This is a genomic window from Candidatus Pelagibacter sp. HIMB123 (genome assembly GCF_052048195.1).
In the GTDB taxonomy this organism is placed as follows: domain Bacteria; phylum Pseudomonadota; class Alphaproteobacteria; order Pelagibacterales; family Pelagibacteraceae; genus Pelagibacter.
The window spans coordinates 65,423-82,359 of sequence record NZ_JBNAIL010000009.1; the positions used below are offsets into that span (position 1 = coordinate 65,423).

The following is a 16,937-nucleotide window of genomic DNA, read 5'->3' on the forward strand; positions in this document are numbered from 1 at the left end:
TATTATGCTGCATCTTCTTTAAACTCATCCATACTTGGACACGTACAAAAAATATTTTTATCTCCGTATACGTTATCAACTCTTGCAACCGGAGGCCAAAATTTATTTGCTTTTAAGAATTTTGCAGGATACGCAGCTTGCTCTCTTGAATATTTATGACTCCATTCATCTGTAGCTAATTCAATATCTGTATGAGGTGCATTTTTAATTGGATTATCAACTTTATCAAATTTTCCTGATTTGATCATATCTATTTCTGATTTAATGCTAATCAAAGTATCACAAAATCTATCTAGTTCGGACAAGCTTTCGCTTTCAGTTGGTTCGATCATCATTGTACCTGCTACTGGCCATGACATTGTTGGTGCATGAAAACCATAATCGATCAATCTTTTAGCTATGTCTTCTTCGGTAATGCCTGTTTCATATTTAATAGATCGAATATCAATAATACATTCATGGGCAACATTACCGTTTGAACCTTTATAAAGAATTGGGTAATGATCTTTGAGTCTATGAGCTATATAGTTTGCATTTAGTATTGCAATTTGAGTAGCTAATTTTAAACCTTCAGAACCCATCATTTTAATATACATCCAAGAAATTGATAAAATACTTGAACTTCCCCAAGGTGCTGCTGAAACTGCACCTATTCCTGTAGCAGGCCCACAGTCCTTAACAACTGGATGATTAGGCAAATAAACTTGTAAATGTCTTTTACACGCAATTGGCCCCATTCCTGGTCCTCCACCACCATGTGGAATACAGAATGTTTTGTGTAAGTTTATGTGACAAACATCTGGACCAAAATTTCCAGGTCTTGCTATACCAACAAGCGCATTTAAATTTGCACCATCCATATAAACTTGACCACCGTGTTTATGAATTAACTCACATATATCTGTAATTTTTTCCTCAAATACTCCATGAGTAGACGGATAAGTGACCATTAATGCTCCAAGATTTTCAGAATGCATTTCTGCTTTTTTCTTTAAATCCTCAAAATCAACATTTCCTTCTTTATCACAATCAACAACAACAACTTTCATTCCAACCATTTGTGCGCTAGCAGGATTGGTTCCATGTGCTGAGCTAGGTATTAAACATATGTTTCTATTTTCTTCGCCTCTATCTAAATGATATTTTCTAATAACCATTAATCCTGCATATTCGCCTTGGGCACCTGCATTTGGTTGAAGCGAAACACCAGAAAAACCTGTAATTGATCTTAGCCAATTTTTAAGGTCAGTGAATAAATCTCTATATCCTTCCATCTGCTCAATAGGTACAAATGGATGAGGCTCTGCTAATTCTCTCCACGAAATAGGTATCATTTCTGCAGTAGCGTTTAATTTCATAGTACATGAACCAAGTGCAATCATAGTTCTATTTAAAGCTATATCTTTATCTTCTAACTTTTTTAAATATCTAAGCATCTCAGTTTCTGAGTGATATGAATTAAAAACAGGATGTTCTAAATATTTTGAAGTTCTTAATAAATTTTTTGGTAAATTAGGTAAACTTACTGTTGGGTCTTCTTTTTTAATTGATTCAGCTGCATTAAAAATTTTCAACAATTGATTTACTCTATAAACATTTTTCTTTTCATCAAAAGAAACTGCCAACATTTCAGAATTTACTCTTCTAATGTTTACCTTTTGATCTAAAGCATTTTTATAAATTTGATCAGTTTTATCTTTTGTTACAATTGTAACTGTGTCAAAGAAATGATCTGAATAAATTTCATATCCAGATTGTTTCAATTTATCTGCAAAATTTTTAGCTAATTGAGAAACTCTCTCAGCAATAGTTTTTATTCCATCTGGTCCGTGGTAAATGGCATATGCGGCTGAAACAATTGCTAATAAAGCTTGGGCAGTACAAATATTACTTGTAGCTTTATCTCTTCTTATATGTTGTTCCCTAGTTTGTAATGATAATCTGTAAGCTTTGTTTCCATGTCTATCAACAGAGACTCCCACAATTCTTCCTGGCATTGATCTTTTGTATTCGTCTTTAGTTGCAAAGAAGGCTGCGTGAGGTCCACCATAACCCATTGGAATTCCAAATCTTTGAGAACTTCCTACAGCAATATCTGCTCCTAGTTCTCTTGGTGTTTTTAATTTAGCAAGCGCCAATAAATCACAAGCTAATATTGCTTTACCATTTTTTTTATGAATTTTACTAATTGCTTCACTAGGATCTTTTATATCTCCTAAAGTTCCCGGATATTGTAATATACCACAAACTAAATCTTCCTTTAATTGATCTAATACTTCATCTTCATTTCCGACAAGTACTTTTAATCCCATTGGCTCTGCTCTTGTTTGGATTACATCTATTGTTTGTGGATGACAATTTTCTGAGACAAAAACTAAATTACTATCTTTTTTATTTAATCTATGACTTAATCCCATTGCTTCTGCGGCAGCTGTTCCTTCATCTAACAAAGATGCATTTGCGATATCCATTCCTGTGAAATCAACAATCATTTGTTGGAAATTAAGCAGCATTTCTAATCTTCCTTGAGCTACCTCGGGTTGATAAGGTGTATAAGAAGTGTACCAACCTGGATTTTCTAAAATATTTCTTAGAATTACATATGGCGTATAGGTTCCGTAATAACCCATTCCTATAAAGTTAGAGTAAATTTGATTTTTTTTCGAAATCGCTTTTAATTTTCTTAATGCTTCATATTCTGAATTAGACTCACCAATATTTAATTCATCTTTCAATTGGATTTTTTCTGGAACTGTACTTTTGATTAAATCATCAAGTGATTTATAATTAAGTTCCTTAAGCATTTTATTTTGATCTTCATCTGAAGGTCCAATGTGCCTTTTTAAAAAATCTTTTTGAGAATTATGTAACATTAGCTAGCACTCTCCTTTGCAAATTTATCGTATTCTTCTTTGTTCATCAGGCTGTCCATTTCAGATTGATCTTTCATTTTAAGTTTAAAAAACCATGCTGAACCCTCTGGATCTTCATTAATTTTAGAAGGATCGTCTACAATGGCTTGATTGGTATCTACTACTTCACCACTGACTGGTGTATAAACATCACTAGCAGCTTTCGTAGACTCTACTACTCCTGCAGTACCATCTTTTTCAACATTAGATCCTTTTTCAGGAAGTTCTGCAAAAACGATGTCTCCAAGCATTTCTGTTGCATGTTTTGTAATTCCTATTGTGGCTACATCTCCCTCTAAAGTAATCCACTCATGTTCTTTTGAAAATTTAACTTCACTCATTAATTCACTCCTTTCACATAATTTTTTTTATAAAATGGTAATGCGCAAACATTTGCTGGATGTTTTTTCCCTCTTACCTCAAGCAAAATTTTAGTATCAACTTTTGAAAACTCTTTATTAACATAACCCATCGCTATAGGACCGTTTACACTTGGTCCAAACGTACCACTAGTTATCTCACCGATTTGTGTATCTGTATCATCAAATATTTTAGTTTTTTCTCTAGCAATCAATCTACCTTCGGGTTTAATCCCTACTCTTATTTGGCTTGCTCCATCTTGCATTTGGTTCATAATTTTTTTCGATCCAATAAAACCTCCATTTGATAATCTAGATTTTGAGATTGCCCATCTAAGGTTTGCCTCAACTGGTGTTTTATTAATATCTAATTCGTGACCATATAAACATAATCCAGCTTCTAATCGCAAGGTATCTCTTGCCCCAAGTCCTATAAGTTGTGCTCCTTTTTTTATTAAATTTTCAACGAATTTTTCAGCTTTATCGTTAGAAATTGAAATTTCAAATCCATCTTCCCCTGTATAACCTGATCTTGTGACAAATAATTTTTGATTATCAGAATCGAACCAATTTCCTGTCATAAAATTTAGTTGATCAACCCCATTTATAATTGAGTTTAAAATTTCAACAGACTTAGGTCCTTGAATTGCTATCAAAGATCTATTGTTATCTAAATTCATTTTAAATTTCGAGCCTAGTAAATTAGATAAAATCTCAAAATCTTTATCTTTACATGCAGCATTTAAGATAATTAAATAACCCTCCTCTATTTTGGTGATGATTAAATCATCATAAATTCCCGCATCCTCATTCATTAAAAAACTATACTTAGAGCAGTTTTGTTTTAGATTTTTTAAATCTAATGGAAAAATTTTTTCTAATTCATCTGTTAAAGTTTCATCGCCATATATAAATAGCTGGCCCATATGTGATACATCAAATATTCCAGAGTGGGATCTTGTGAATTTATGCTCTTCAATAATACCTTTGCTATACTGTATAGGCATTTCATAGCCAGCAAATTCAACAAACTTAGCGTTGTTACTTTGATGAAGTTTATTTAGTGATGTTTTTTTTATTTCCATATTAACTCTTCTTTGCCCCCTCTGTCTTGGTGCCTGAGAGATTTGCTCCTTCGGCGAGAATAATTCTCTTTCCAGAGTTAATATGTACGGTCCTTTTGCCTGAGAGTTTCCGGGGTGGTTGCTCCTTCGGCGCTACAAAAGTAGTCTCTCCCGTTAATAAATTTATAACACATTTAAAATGTTTATGTGAAATTTATTTAGCTAGCTTTTTAATAAGTAATGGAGACAAAAACTGTATAACTACTGCTGTTATAACTACGGCTCCCCCAAAAAGTACAGTAAGTGGTGGGTTTTCGTTTGCAAACATCCATGCCCACATGGGTCCTAGAACAGCTTCAGTTAACATAATGATTCCAACAAATGCTGAAGGAGTTGATCTTGCTCCAATTGTTATAAGTATAAATCCAAGTCCAACTTGAAAAAATCCTGCAATAAAACCTAAAAAAATATCATTTGTTGAAACCAAAATACTCGGTGACATAAACAAACCTATTAGTGTTGCAAAAATTCCAGCAACTAATTGTAAAGGTATCATGTCGACTTTTGGATATTTTCTGACAATTAAAATTAAGATTGCAAATGATATCGGCATGATAAATGCAACTAGGTTTCCAGTCATTTGACCTGGTGTTAGTGAACTTCCTAACATTAAAATGATGCCAACTACTGCTGTAATAATGCAAGTTAATGTAATTTTAGAAATTTTTTCCTTTAAAAATACATAACCAAAAATTGCTAAAAACAAAGCTTGAGTTTGAATTATAAAGTTTGCATTAGCTACTGTTGTTTCGTACATAGCAAATACATAGCTAGCAAATCCAATAGATAAAATTATACCTCCAAATAAACCTGGAATTCCAGATTTATAAAGAGCACTGAAAATTTTTCCTCTGTAAGTAAAAATTAAAAAAATTGTAATTACTCCAATAAAGAAAAGTGATCTCCAAAATAATATTTGCCAAAGTGTAGATCCATCGAAAGACTTAACAATTAAACCTCCAAAACTTAACGCGCAAGCTCCTAAAAAAACTAAAAAAGGTCCTGGTATTTTTGATAAAAAATTCATTAAATTTGTGATAGTAAATTTTGAGTTTCCATTTCATATAACTTAAATAAAGTCTCTGCATCAGATAAATTAATCTCTTTAAATTTTATTTTTGAACCAGGAGACATCTGTACTAATCGGTCATAATCGACACTAGCCACAACTCCAATTTTTGGATAGCCACCAATAGTACCATGATCTGAAAGCATTATAATTGGATTTCCGTCTGCCGGTACTTGGATTACACCTTTAATCAAACCCTCTGATTTTATGTTGGTATTCACTATATTATCAATTTTAGGTCCCTCTAGTCTCATACCCATTCTGTCTGAAAGTTTGGATACTGTGAATTCCTTTTCATAAAATATTTTTTTACCTTCTTCAGAAAAGTAATCAAAATTAGTACCTCTGATCACCCTTATGTTTTCTATTTTGGTATTAATGTAATTAGTTTTTTTAATATCCTTATTTGAATTTATTTTTTTTAAATTAATTCTTTGACCTACATCTAATTTTTTTCCATCATTAGATCCAATATTTGCTTTCGTATTTATAGAACAACTATTCCATTGAAATTTTAAATCGAACTCTCCACCTAATGCTAAATATCCATAAACTGATTTATTTGTAGATATGATATTTATCTCATCTCCATTTTCAATTTGATAACTTTCGAAACATTTACCCTCAATTTCAGTATCTTTTTTTTTAATTGAAAAAATTACATCTCCAGTGATGGCACAATTAATTTTTTCTCCAGAATATTTTATATGAGGACCTTGATATGCAAACTCTATCACTGCAGAGTCTAAATTATTATTAACAAGTTTATTAGCTATAAGATAATTTCGGTTATCCATAGCACCACTAAATGGAATACCAATATGATAAAGATGATCCCTACCTTTATCTTGAAAAGTAGTATTAATTCCAGGTCTAATTATTTCTAAATAATTGTTACTCATTATAATTTTTATACTGATCTAAAGTAATTTCCTTGAAAACTACTGTATCTCCTGGATTAATTAGGTTTGGTTTGTCTTCTTTTGAACTATCAAAAACATCTAAAGGAGTATTTCCCAAAATATTCCATCCACCTGGACTTTCAAATGTATAAATGTTTGCAAATTGCTCAGTTAATGCAACAGATCCCTTGGGCACTTTTACTCTTGGGGTTTCTAAACGTTGAGCTCGCATATTCTCATCTAAGTCACCGAGAAAAGGCATGCCAGCAATAAACCCTGTCATGTAACAAAAATATTCCTTATTTAAAAAATTCTCTAAAATTTTTTCTCTACTTAATTTTAATATTTCTTCCAATCTTTTAATGTCCATTGAAAAATTTTCATGACAACAAACTGGTATTTCTAATTTTTTTGAATTTATATCTTTTGAGTCTTGAGCATTAATGTTTTCAACATAATTTTTTACTTCTTTAAAATTTGTTTTTTTTAGATCAAAAGAAATAATTAGTTTATTATAAGAAGGTGTTAAATTATTTATGCCTTCAAATTTTTTTTCTTTAATAGTTTTAAAATATTTTATTACTTGTGAATTAATTGATTTATTTACTTCATTACCAAAATCACAGTACAAAGCTGCGTCACCAAGATTTGATATATTTTTTATCATGTCATGTTATACTTAACATTAGAGACTATGGAAATTAATATAAATTGCGATTTAGGTGAAAAATCAAAACATCATTCAAATAAGTATGATCCAGATTTACTAGAAATAGTTAATTCTGCAAATGTCGCATGTGGTTATCATGCAGGTGATAGTGAGTCGATGAATCAAGTAGTTCAAATTTCAAAAAAAAATGGTGTTAGTATTGGAGCGCATCCGTCATTTAATGACCCTGAAAATTTTGGCAGGCAAAGAATGAATCTTCCACCTAATGAGGTAAGGCAATTGATTATTGATCAATATGAAATTCTTCAAAAAATTGCTCAAGATCATGGAGAGAATGTTACTCACATAAAACCACACGGTGCTTTAAATAATATGGCTTGTGAGGATATAGATTTAGCTACTACTTTAGCAAAAGCTATAAACGAAATTAGTAAAGATTTAATTTATTTGGTTCCTACAGGATCTAAAATGGAAGAAGCAGCCAAAAAACTAAACATTCGTATAGCTTGTGAAATTTTTGCAGATAGAAATTATGAGGATGATGGCAATTTGGTTTCTAGAAAAAAACCACACGCTCTTATTACTGATCCAGAAGAAGCTAAAAAACACGTATTAAATATGGTTAAAAATCAGTCACTTAATTGTCACAGTGGAAAGCAGATACCTTGTGAAATAGACTCTGTGTGCATACATGGGGATAATGAAAGTTCATTATCTACTGCAAAATCAATTAGGGAAAATTTAATAGAAAATGGGCTGCAATTAAAACCACTTAACCAAATGAAAAAATTTATATGATCAAAAAAACTTTTTATTCACTTTTGTTTTTAGTTTTACTATCAACAAATTCATATTCCGCAGGATCAGAGAGCACTAGTAAAGTAAAATCAGATTATACTCAGGCTGTTACTTTAATTAAAGCGGCTAAAAAATATGAAAAAAAAGGAAAAATAGAAAAAGCCAATAAAAGATATAAAAAAGCTCAAGCTTTGTTAATCAAATCAAACAAAAAAAAACCACTCAAAGCAGATACTTTAAACTATCTTGGTTTTACAACTAGGAAACTTGGAGATTTTGAAAATGGAGAAAAGTATTATCTTTTAGGTTTAGAAATTGATCCAAATCATGTAGGGATAAATGAATATTTGGGTGAATTATATGTTGTCACAAATAGATTAGATTTAGCTAAAGAAAGATTAAAAGTATTAGAAAGTTGTAATTGTGAAGAGTACACTGAATTAAAAGAAATTATTGATGGAACGAAAAAATCAAAATATTAATTAATATTTTGAACCATTTGTTGAGGCATCCATAATGCAATTTCTGGAAAAATAACAACGAGTATTACTGCAAGTATCATTAATAAAAATAATGGAAAAGCACTTCTTGCAATAAATCCCATATCTTTGTTAGCCATTCCTTGTAAAACAAATAAATTAAATCCTACAGGTGGAGTAATTTGAGCCATCTCAACTACAATAACTAAAAATATACCAAACCAAATCATATCAAAACCAGCCTGTCTAATCATTGGTTCAATAATTGCCATTGTTAATACTACTGCTGAAATTCCATCAAGAAACATTCCAAGAATAATATAAAAAATCATTAATACAAAAATTAATACATAAGGTGATAGCTCCATATTTTGTATCCAGATAGCTAGATTTCTTGGTAGACCCGTAAATCCCATTGCTAATGATAAAAATGTAGAGCCAGCTAAAATAAAAGCAATCATACAAGATGTTTTAGTTGCTCCTAACAAGGATTGTTTAAATGTTTCAATGGTTAAGCTTTTTTGAAAGTAAGATAAAATTAAAGCCCCTACCACACCTAAAGAAGCTGCCTCAGTTGCTGTTGCAACTCCAGTGTAAATTGATCCAATCACAGCTGATATTAAAATAATTACTGGTAATAGTTGTTTTGATTTTCTTATTTTTTCTAGAAAGGAAAAATTTTCTACATACTTTGGCATGCTTTTTTTATTTATTAAAGACCAAATCATCACGTAAGACATAAATATAAGTGCAATCATTATCCCTGGAATAATTCCTGCAATAAATAGCTTTGCTATAGACTCTTGAACAGTTACTCCATAAATTATTAATATTATTGAAGGAGGTATAAGAAGCCCTAAGGTTCCTGAGCCAGCTAGACTACCTAACAAAATTTTTTCTGGATATTTTCTTTTTCTTAGTTCTGGGATAGACATCTTACCTACTGTTGCAACAGTTGCAGCAGAAGAGCCAGAAATTGCTGCAAAAAGTGCACAACCAACAACATTTACATGAATTAATCCACCAGGTAATTTTTGCATCCATGGTGATAGTCCAGCAAATAAGTTTTCTGATAACTTAGTCCTAAATAATATTTCACCCATCCAAACAAACAATGGTAAAGCTGTTAATGTCCATGATGATGAGGTTCCCCATATCGTAGTTGCCATGGCATCTCCAACTGGTCTTGAAGTAAATAGCATCATCCCAATTGTTGAAACACCTATCATGCTTATTGCTACCCAGATGCCAGATCCAAGAAAGAATAAAAGTACACTTATAAAAAATATTATGAGAAATATTTCAGTCATTCTTATTTAAAATTGTTAAAATAAATTTATGTAAAACAGCTATAAAAAGAATTAAAGATCCAATAGCTACACTGGTTTGAGGTATCCAAATTAAGATCTCATCTGCACCTTCGCTTCTCTCTTGAAAATCATAAGAGATTAATAACATTTTCCATAAGTAAAAAGACAAATAACCTGAAAAAATTGTTGCTACAATCAGACACCATATTTCTAAAAATCTCTTATAAGATGAAGAGGCTTTTTCTAAGAAAAGAGTAATTCGAATATGTCCACCCTCAACAAAAGTAAAAGCCAAAGCATAAAAAGAGGCTGCGGCCATGCAGTAGCCTGAGTACTCAGCTAAACCCCTTATGTAAAAACCAAAAATCCTCGAGGAAATTCCAATTAAAATAAAAACTGCAACAAGTATTAAAAAAAAAGCAGCTAAATAACCTGAAAATTTGTAAAGTTTATTTAGATTATTATTTATTGATTGAAACATTTAGTAAAAAGGCCAACTTACTACAAGTTGGCCTTTTTTTTAAGACTATTTATTTGTAAGCAGATAAAACTGCAGCACCTCTATCTCCAGCTTTTGCTTTCCATTCTTCAGACATTGTTGCTCCAACTTTTTCAAAATGTTTTTTCAAAGCTGAATTAACTTCGCCTACTTCCATTCCAGCATCTGCTAAAGCTTTCTTGTCTCCAGTATTACCTTGTTTAGATAATTCCCAACCCTTTTCTTCAGCAATTGCTGCTTGGTTCATGACAAGATCTTGAGTTGCTTTATCAAGTTTATTCCAAGCGGCTTTATTAGCTATGATCATATTTTTTGGAAACCATGCTGCTATATCATAAAAATATTTAACACCATTTTCCCAAATCTTGCTATTTTTTCCAGTTGTAGGAGAAGTAATCATACTTTCAACGGCACCTGTAGAAAATGCTTGGCTAATTTCAGCTGCTTCAATTTTAGTTGGCGCCATTCCTGTTAACTCCGCAATTCTAATTGTTGCAGAGTTGTATGCTCTAAATTTTAATCCATTTAGATCACCAACTTTTTTAATTTGCTTTTTACTGTAAAGTCCTTGAGCAGGCCATGGTACTGCATAAAGAAATACCAATCCTTTTTCGTCAAGACTCTTAACAATATATGGCTTTGAAGCTTCATATAATTTCATAGCATCATCATAAGTAGTTGCTAAGAAAGGTAATGAGTCAATTTCATATAAAGGATCTTCTTTTCCAAGAGCAGACATAAATCTTTCACCAATAGGTGCTTGACCTGTTCTTACAGCTCTGAAAATTTCACCACCTTTAAATAATGAACCACCTGGGTGAGTAACAATTGTAAGTTTTCCACCACTTTTTTCAGTTACATTCTTTGCAAATTCTGTTGCATTAGCAGAATGAAAGTTTCCAGCACCATAAGCCAGTGCCATATCCCATTTTTCAGCTAAAGAAACGTTTGCAAATAACAATACTGAAGTAATTATAGATATAAATAATTTGAATAATTTCATCTATCCTCCTTTTTAAAATAAACATTTAATTATCTCTCAGAGATTAAATCAATAAAATTATCATTATGGTCTCATTGAAAAATTGTCAGATTATACTATTATAATGCTATCTTGATTGAAGAGCTCATAATTTTAACCAATATAATTTTTATCACAATTATATTAACGGCAGATAACGCGGTTATAGTCGGATCTATAGCTTCAAATTTTGTTCCAAAAAATAGAAAACAAATAATTCTTTGGGGTGTAATTGGAGCATTTGTTTTTAAAATCTTTTTTGCAATTTTTGCGACTTTTTTATTTGAATTTTATTTTATAAAAATTTTAGGTGGTTTATTATTAATTTGGATTGTAAATGATTTAAGGAAAGATTTACTAGACATTAAAAAAGTAAAACCTACTACTAAAAAAGGAAAAGAGCCTTCATACATTAGCAGCATTGGAAAAGTATTATTTGCAGATATCATGATTAGTTTTGATAATGTCATTGGTGTAGTTGCGGCAGCAAAAGGATATTTTGGATTTATGATATTTGGTCTTATGTTATCAGTTGTTTTGACTGGTGCTTTAGCTACATATATGGCTAATTATATCCAAAGACATATCTGGATAGCTTATGTTGGTTTAATATTTATCTTAATCGTAGGTCTACAATTAGTAATTGGTGGGTTAGTTGATCTTGAAATACTAAAAATTAATGAAGAATTTAAAAAATACTTTTAACTAAAAAGAATTTTTTTTATTAGGAAATTTAATTTTTCTAACTTCTTTTGAATAATTAAAAACAGCTTTAGAAATATCTTTTCTAATATTTGCATATTTTTTTACAAACTTATAATTCATTGGATTTAGGCCAATTAAATCATCAAAAACTAATATTTGTCCATCGCAATATTTAGAAGCTCCAATCCCTATTGTTGGCACTTTAATATTTTGAGTAACAAGTTTTGCTAAAGAAGTTTCAACACATTCTAAAACAATAGAAAATACTCCGGCTTTTTCTAACAATTTTGAGTCTCTTAGAATGTTATCTCTTTCTAGCTTTTTTTTGCCTTTAAATTTAAAAGTTTTATCTGACTGAGGAAGTAGCCCTAAATGGCCCATAACTGGAATTTTATTTTTAACTAAAGTTTTAATTGTCTCATAAATTTTTTTTCCTCCTTCCAATTTTACTCCATTACATTTAGTTTTTTTCATTATTTGTTTTGCATTTTTTAAAGCCTCTTTGGGAGTTCGATAGGTATTATGTGGCATATCAACAATCATTAAACTTTTTTTTATACCCATTCTCACACTTTTAGAATGTTCAATCATAGTGCTCAAATTTACTTCTCTTGTAGATTTATAATTGTATAAAACCGAACCAAGTGAGTCTCCTACTAAAATTAAATCACAATAATTATCCAATATAGAAGCAATATTTTTTGAATAGGCAGTTAGACTAACTATTTTTGACTTATTTTTTTTTGCAATAAATTTTTTAATTTTACTCATTTATAAATTCTTGGTTCTTATAAGCTTTCAGAAGCTTTTTAGATATAGATAGTTTCTTTACAATAGGAGATTTTTCGTCAATAATTCTCCAAAAAGGAAGTTTTGGTTTTTTAGTTTTATTTTTAATTTGTTCCTCTAATGATGCCTCTATAGCAATCCTTAAAAAAATCCCTGTTGATACTGGGCACGTTTTGTTAGCTTTGGCTTTTTTAGCTAAAGCTTCTCTCATTTCAATAACTGTCTTTTTTTTACCTTTAGGAATTTTATGAATATATTTTGCTATTGAACTTGGGGATGAAACTAGCATCGTTTCACCTTTCTTAATATCTGCAAAATTAAAAGTTAATTTTTTAATTTTTTCCTTATATGGTTTGTTAAACTTAGCAATCCACATTAGAAAAATATTACCAGGTACCAGTATTCTCCATTGAGGCCCAAGGCTCTTTGGGTTCTAAATTTCCTTCTTGAAGAATTTCAATTGAAATTTTGTCTGGTGATCTAACAAAAGCCATATGGCCATCTCTTGGAGGTCTATTAATAGTATAACCCATATCCATTAATCTTTGGCAAGTTTCATAAATATTATCTACTCTATAGGCAAGATGACCAAAATTTCTTGAACCTTCTCCAAGCTCATCACCATCCCAATTATATGTTAATTCTATTTCTGCTTTTTCATCATTTGGTGCTGCAAGAAAAATTAATGTAAATCTACCTTTTTCATTTTCCATTCTTCTTGTTTCTTTTAAACCAAGTCCTTCGCAGAAAAATCTTAGAGACTCATCCACGTCTTTAACTCTAATCATTGTGTGTAAATATTTCATAATGTTAATTTATAATTAAAAACTATTCTAATTCAATAGTGCTAGGTGGTTTTGAAGTGACATCATACACTACTCTGTTTATACCCCTTATACTGTTAACTATTTTATTTGATATAGTTTGCATAAAAGACTTTTTAAATTCATAATAGTCAGCTGTCATTCCATCTTCAGATGTAATTGCTCTTAATAAACATAAGTATTCATAAGTACGATTGTCTCCCATAACACCCACTGTTTTTACTGGAAGTAATGCCGCATAAGCTTGCCAAATCTTATGATAAAGACCGTGATCTTTTAAAGCTTGAATAAAGTAATAATCAGCATCTTTTAAAATTTTAATTTTTTCATTAGTTATTATGCCTGGCATTCGAATAGCTAAGCCTGGTCCAGGAAAAGGGTGTCTTGAAATAATTTCTTTACTTAAATTTAACTCTAATCCTAATTTTCTTACCTCATCTTTAAATAAGAATTTTAGTGGTTCTACTAATTTTAAATTCATTTTTTTGGGTAAGCCACCGACATTATGATGTGATTTAATTTTAGAAGTTTGACTTCCAGTAACAGATTTGCTCTCAATTAAATCTGGATAAAGAGTGCCCTGAGCTAAAAATTTAACATTTTTAATTTTCTTGGCATATCGTTCGAAGATTTTGATAAATAAATTACCAATTATTTTTCTTTTTTTTTCTGGATCAGAAACATTTTTTAATTTTTTTAAGAATTCTTTTTCAGCATTTACATAAATTAAATTCATTTTTAAACGCTTCTTAAAAGTTTGAACTACCTGTGCTTCTTCATTTTTTCTTAAAAGGCCTGTGTTTACAAAAATACAATAAAGTTTTTTACCAATAGCTTTATTCAGTAATTGAGCAACTACACTACTATCTACACCTCCTGATAATGCACAAATAACTTTGTTATTTCCAACTTTTTTTCTGACATCTTTAATAAGTTGATTTTTTTGATCCTTAGATGACCAATTCCTTTTAATTTTACAAATTGAAAAAATAAAATTACTAATTAATTTTTTTCCATTCTCTGTATGCGTTACTTCAGGATGAAATTGTACTCCATAATATTTTTTTATTTTATTTTCAACAATTGCAAATTTTGAATTAGTGCTTGATGCTACAACTTTAAAATTTTTAGGAAGTTTTGAAACTTGATCAGCATGGCTCATCCAAACTTGTTTAGATTTTTTGTTTCCAAAAAAATTAGTTGTTAAAAGACTGTTATTCTTTTTATAAACATTAGCTAAACCAAATTCTCTATGTTTTGATTGTTTTACCCTTCCACCGTTAAGTTTTGATAAAATTTGATGCCCAAAACATATTCCAAGAACTGGTACATCAAGTTGTAAAATTTTTTTATCAAATGAATATTTATTTATTTGATAAACATTTAATGGGCCGCCAGATAATACTATTCCTTTAATACTGTGATTTATGTCTTTTAGTTTTATTTTTTTGTGACTAACTATTTCTGAAAACACACCTAATTCTCTTACTCTTCTTGCAATTAGTTGAGTAAATTGAGAACCAAAATCCATTATTAAGATTTTGTTAAGATTTTGATCAAGACTCATTATTTTCAGGTTCTATATTTTTTAATGACTCTTGAATATCTTTGTTTTCATCACATAAATTTTTACAAACTTTTACAAACTTACCTGAAAGATCTTTAACTTTTTCATAATTAGATTTTTCTAAAGCAATTTTCATTAACATTAATAAAGCTTCTTCGTTATCAGGCTCAATTAAAAGTGTCGTTTCTAAATTGTATTCTTCTTTTCTTTGATTTTCTTCTTGGTTATAAATTTTTGCTAAATATAAATATGAGTTTGCATCTTTTGGATTAAAAACAATGTTTCTCTCAAATAGAAAACGTGCATCTTCATATTTTTCTTTTTTAAACAATTCTAAAGCTTCATTAAAAAAATTTTCTTTACTAAAAGACGTGCTGTTAAAAGAAGCTGTTAAAAGTATTAACCCTATTAATTTTAATAATTTATTCATTAATATTTACTATCGTTTTTTACCACATCTACATTATGTACCATACTTTCATAAAATCCAGCTTTTGTAATTTTCACAAATTGTGGTTTATTTCTTAATTTAATGATTGTTTTTGATCCAAGATAACCCATAGAAGATTTCAATCCACCAATTAATTTATAAATAATACTCCCAACATCTCCTTTATATTTAACAAAACCTTCAACACCTTCAGGCACATATTTTGAGGAGTCTTTTTGTTTTTTTTGAAAGTATCTATCAGCTGAGCCTTTGTTCATAGCTCCAACAGACCCCATGCCTCTAAAACTTTTAAAAAGCTGTCCATTTTTTTTAATTAATTTCCCTGGAGTTTCGTTTGTACCTGCAAATAACGAACCGATCATTACAGCATCAGCTCCTGCAGCAAAAGCTTTTGCTAAATCACCAGAATATTTTATTCCACCATCTGAAATTATTTTAACATTTTTATTTTTTAAACCACTTCTTACAGCTAAAATTGCGCTTAATTGAGGAACTCCTATTCCAGCAACCAATCGTGTTGTACAAATAGAACCAGGTCCTATACCAATTTTAATTATATCTACTCCTAACTTTATTAGGAATTTTGCAGCTTCTGGTGTTGCAATATTTCCTGCACACAAAGCAATTTTGTTAGTTTTTATTTTTTTAATATATTTAATTATTTCGGCAACTTTCTTTGTATGACCATGTGCTGTGTCTACTACGATTAAATCGACACCTTCTTTAATTATTTCTTTGGCTCTAATAAATTCATTAGGTGCTGCACCTACAGCTGCTCCAACAATTAGTTTTTGTTTTTTTACTTTTTTTATCTCTGATACTTGTTTTTTTATATCAAGGTTTCTGTGAATTACTCCAATACCCCCAACTTTAGCTATAGCTATTGCCATTCTACTCTCGGTGACAGTATCCATTGCAGATGATAAAAGTGGAATTTTAAGCTTTAGATGCTTTGTTAAAGATACACTAGTGTCTGCATCAGAAGGTAATATTTCTGAATACTTTGGAGCTAATGTAACATCGTCAAAGGTAAGTGCTTCTTTTATGGGAACCATAATCTTTTATATACGATTCCTTTTAAATTAAAAGTCTCTATCGAATTTTTCTACAGATTATAAAACTTTCTTTTGAATCTTTTCTGCTAGATTTTGGTTTAAAAACCTTAACTTCTTTAAAATATTTTTTTCCCTCTGCGACGATTTCATTAAATGTTCCTCCCATGAAAATTTTTGAAATAAAATATCCATTTTCTTTCATTAAATCTTTTGCAAAAAACATTGCCTCTTTGCATAGTTCTCCTGTTTGAATTGAGTCTATATTTTTAATACCAGTTGTATCTACGGCCATATCAGACATTACGACGTCAACTTTGCCGTTTATATATTTTTTAATTTCTTCTTGAGTTTTTTCTTCAGTAAAATCTCCTTGGATTTGAACACTATTACCTATGGGTTCCAT

General features: G+C 30.2%; 19 protein-coding genes and 1 riboswitch. Of the genes, 3 read left to right on the plus strand and 16 right to left on the minus strand.

What is annotated here, in order from left to right; all coding sequences use genetic code 11:
- Positions 1–2 precede the first annotated feature (2 nt).
- The 6 genes from gcvP to ACTTBL_RS03060 all read right to left on the minus strand — a co-directional run bounded on the left by gcvP (position 3) and on the right by ACTTBL_RS03060 (position 7,033).
- On the minus strand, positions 3–2,873 hold the full coding sequence (gcvP, locus tag ACTTBL_RS03035; protein WP_440643562.1) for an aminomethyl-transferring glycine dehydrogenase: 2,871 nt from the start codon (positions 2,871–2,873) through the stop codon (positions 3–5).
- On the minus strand, positions 2,873–3,253 hold the full coding sequence (gene gcvH, locus ACTTBL_RS03040; protein ID WP_023854947.1) for a glycine cleavage system protein GcvH: 381 nt from the start codon (positions 3,251–3,253) through the stop codon (positions 2,873–2,875). The genes gcvP and gcvH overlap by 1 nt, the downstream gene beginning before the upstream one ends.
- A complete protein-coding gene (gcvT, locus tag ACTTBL_RS03045; RefSeq protein ID WP_440643563.1) occupies positions 3,253–4,356 on the minus strand; it encodes a glycine cleavage system aminomethyltransferase GcvT in 1,104 nt (367 codons plus the stop codon). Before gcvT ends, gcvH begins: the two co-directional genes overlap by 1 nt.
- Positions 4,357–4,433: 77 nt before the next feature.
- Positions 4,434–4,519: riboswitch (glycine riboswitch) on the minus strand.
- A gap of 30 nt (positions 4,520–4,549) precedes the next feature.
- The gene (locus ACTTBL_RS03050) at positions 4,550–5,422 is read right to left on the minus strand and encodes a DMT family transporter (protein WP_440643564.1); all 873 of its coding nucleotides are present in this window, start codon (positions 5,420–5,422) and stop codon (positions 4,550–4,552) included.
- Positions 5,422–6,366: a biotin-dependent carboxyltransferase family protein gene (locus ACTTBL_RS03055; protein ID WP_440643565.1), complete on the minus strand. Its 945-nt coding sequence runs from the start codon at positions 6,364–6,366 to the stop codon at positions 5,422–5,424. The genes ACTTBL_RS03050 and ACTTBL_RS03055 overlap by 1 nt, the downstream gene beginning before the upstream one ends.
- On the minus strand, positions 6,359–7,033 hold the full coding sequence (locus ACTTBL_RS03060) for an allophanate hydrolase subunit 1 (protein ID WP_440643566.1): 675 nt from the start codon (positions 7,031–7,033) through the stop codon (positions 6,359–6,361). The genes ACTTBL_RS03055 and ACTTBL_RS03060 overlap by 8 nt, the downstream gene beginning before the upstream one ends.
- A 27-nt stretch (positions 7,034–7,060) precedes the next feature.
- Between ACTTBL_RS03060 and ACTTBL_RS03065 the strand changes: the two genes are divergently transcribed.
- Together ACTTBL_RS03065 and ACTTBL_RS03070 are read left to right on the plus strand one after the other, a co-directional pair.
- Complete coding sequence (locus tag ACTTBL_RS03065) at positions 7,061–7,834, plus strand: 5-oxoprolinase subunit PxpA (protein ID WP_440643567.1); 774 nt, start codon at positions 7,061–7,063, stop codon at positions 7,832–7,834.
- A complete protein-coding gene (locus ACTTBL_RS03070; protein ID WP_440643568.1) occupies positions 7,831–8,316 on the plus strand; it encodes a tetratricopeptide repeat protein in 486 nt (161 codons plus the stop codon). Before ACTTBL_RS03065 ends, ACTTBL_RS03070 begins: the two co-directional genes overlap by 4 nt.
- Here the strand turns inward: ACTTBL_RS03070 and ACTTBL_RS03075 are convergent.
- Genes ACTTBL_RS03075 through ACTTBL_RS03085 form a run of 3 tightly spaced genes read right to left on the minus strand, consistent with a single transcriptional unit; the run spans position 8,313 to position 11,125 of the window.
- The gene (locus ACTTBL_RS03075; RefSeq protein ID WP_145597146.1) at positions 8,313–9,623 is read right to left on the minus strand and encodes a TRAP transporter large permease; all 1,311 of its coding nucleotides are present in this window, start codon (positions 9,621–9,623) and stop codon (positions 8,313–8,315) included. The two genes, ACTTBL_RS03070 and ACTTBL_RS03075, sit on opposite strands and share 4 nt — an antisense overlap.
- Positions 9,616–10,104: a TRAP transporter small permease gene (locus tag ACTTBL_RS03080; RefSeq protein ID WP_075484649.1), complete on the minus strand. Its 489-nt coding sequence runs from the start codon at positions 10,102–10,104 to the stop codon at positions 9,616–9,618. The genes ACTTBL_RS03075 and ACTTBL_RS03080 overlap by 8 nt, the downstream gene beginning before the upstream one ends.
- 49 nt (positions 10,105–10,153) lie before the next feature.
- A complete protein-coding gene (locus ACTTBL_RS03085) occupies positions 10,154–11,125 on the minus strand; it encodes a TRAP transporter substrate-binding protein (protein ID WP_145597144.1) in 972 nt (323 codons plus the stop codon).
- Between the two features lie 111 nt (positions 11,126–11,236).
- Between ACTTBL_RS03085 and ACTTBL_RS03090 the strand changes: the two genes are divergently transcribed.
- Entirely contained in the window at positions 11,237–11,848 is a 612-nt protein-coding gene (locus ACTTBL_RS03090) for a TerC family protein (protein WP_440643569.1), read from the plus strand.
- On the opposite strand, the gene panB is transcribed toward ACTTBL_RS03090, so the two are convergent.
- The 7 genes from panB to ACTTBL_RS03125 form a co-directional block, all read right to left on the minus strand.
- Entirely contained in the window at positions 11,849–12,619 is a 771-nt protein-coding gene (gene panB / locus ACTTBL_RS03095) for a 3-methyl-2-oxobutanoate hydroxymethyltransferase (protein WP_440643570.1), read from the minus strand. It abuts the gene before it with no gap.
- On the minus strand, positions 12,612–13,013 hold the full coding sequence (locus ACTTBL_RS03100; protein ID WP_440643571.1) for a hypothetical protein: 402 nt from the start codon (positions 13,011–13,013) through the stop codon (positions 12,612–12,614). The genes panB and ACTTBL_RS03100 overlap by 8 nt, the downstream gene beginning before the upstream one ends.
- A 10-nt stretch (positions 13,014–13,023) precedes the next feature.
- Positions 13,024–13,443 carry a VOC family protein gene (locus ACTTBL_RS03105; RefSeq protein WP_075536028.1) on the minus strand — a complete coding sequence of 140 codons (420 nt, stop codon included), beginning with the start codon at positions 13,441–13,443 and terminating at the stop codon, positions 13,024–13,026.
- 22 nt (positions 13,444–13,465) lie between these two features.
- Positions 13,466–15,028: a glutamine-hydrolyzing GMP synthase gene (gene guaA / locus ACTTBL_RS03110; RefSeq protein WP_440643572.1), complete on the minus strand. Its 1,563-nt coding sequence runs from the start codon at positions 15,026–15,028 to the stop codon at positions 13,466–13,468.
- Positions 15,018–15,458, minus strand: a complete 441-nt coding sequence (locus ACTTBL_RS03115) for a tetratricopeptide repeat protein (RefSeq protein WP_440643573.1) — start codon at positions 15,456–15,458, stop codon at positions 15,018–15,020. Before ACTTBL_RS03115 ends, guaA begins: the two co-directional genes overlap by 11 nt.
- Entirely contained in the window at positions 15,458–16,534 is a 1,077-nt protein-coding gene (guaB, locus tag ACTTBL_RS03120; RefSeq protein WP_440643574.1) for an IMP dehydrogenase, read from the minus strand. The genes ACTTBL_RS03115 and guaB overlap by 1 nt, the downstream gene beginning before the upstream one ends.
- Before the next feature lie 37 nt (positions 16,535–16,571).
- The coding region (locus tag ACTTBL_RS03125) for an SAM-dependent methyltransferase (RefSeq protein WP_440643575.1) at positions 16,572–16,937 on the minus strand (366 nt) is incomplete at its 5' end.

Bases quoted from the DNA above. Each gene is read 5' to 3' on its own strand.
- gcvP (WP_440643562.1), bottom strand. From the start codon at position 2,873: ATGTTACATAATTCTCAAAAAGATTTTTTAAAAAGGCACATTGGACCT.
- gcvH (WP_023854947.1), bottom strand. From the start codon at position 3,253: ATGAGTGAAGTTAAATTTTCAAAAGAACATGAGTGGATTACTTTAGAG.
- gcvT (WP_440643563.1), bottom strand. From the start codon at position 4,356: ATGGAAATAAAAAAAACATCACTAAATAAACTTCATCAAAGTAACAAC.
- ACTTBL_RS03050 (WP_440643564.1), bottom strand. From the start codon at position 5,422: ATGAATTTTTTATCAAAAATACCAGGACCTTTTTTAGTTTTTTTAGGA.
- ACTTBL_RS03055 (WP_440643565.1), bottom strand. From the start codon at position 6,366: ATGAGTAACAATTATTTAGAAATAATTAGACCTGGAATTAATACTACT.
- ACTTBL_RS03060 (WP_440643566.1), bottom strand. From the start codon at position 7,033: ATGATAAAAAATATATCAAATCTTGGTGACGCAGCTTTGTACTGTGAT.
- ACTTBL_RS03065 (WP_440643567.1), top strand. From the start codon at position 7,061: ATGGAAATTAATATAAATTGCGATTTAGGTGAAAAATCAAAACATCAT.
- ACTTBL_RS03070 (WP_440643568.1), top strand. From the start codon at position 7,831: ATGATCAAAAAAACTTTTTATTCACTTTTGTTTTTAGTTTTACTATCA.
- ACTTBL_RS03075 (WP_145597146.1), bottom strand. From the start codon at position 9,623: ATGACTGAAATATTTCTCATAATATTTTTTATAAGTGTACTTTTATTC.
- ACTTBL_RS03080 (WP_075484649.1), bottom strand. From the start codon at position 10,104: ATGTTTCAATCAATAAATAATAATCTAAATAAACTTTACAAATTTTCA.
- ACTTBL_RS03085 (WP_145597144.1), bottom strand. From the start codon at position 11,125: ATGAAATTATTCAAATTATTTATATCTATAATTACTTCAGTATTGTTA.
- panB (WP_440643570.1), bottom strand. From the start codon at position 12,619: ATGAGTAAAATTAAAAAATTTATTGCAAAAAAAAATAAGTCAAAAATA.
- ACTTBL_RS03100 (WP_440643571.1), bottom strand. From the start codon at position 13,013: ATGTGGATTGCTAAGTTTAACAAACCATATAAGGAAAAAATTAAAAAA.
- ACTTBL_RS03105 (WP_075536028.1), bottom strand. From the start codon at position 13,443: ATGAAATATTTACACACAATGATTAGAGTTAAAGACGTGGATGAGTCT.
- guaA (WP_440643572.1), bottom strand. From the start codon at position 15,028: ATGAGTCTTGATCAAAATCTTAACAAAATCTTAATAATGGATTTTGGT.
- ACTTBL_RS03115 (WP_440643573.1), bottom strand. From the start codon at position 15,458: ATGAATAAATTATTAAAATTAATAGGGTTAATACTTTTAACAGCTTCT.
- guaB (WP_440643574.1), bottom strand. From the start codon at position 16,534: ATGGTTCCCATAAAAGAAGCACTTACCTTTGACGATGTTACATTAGCT.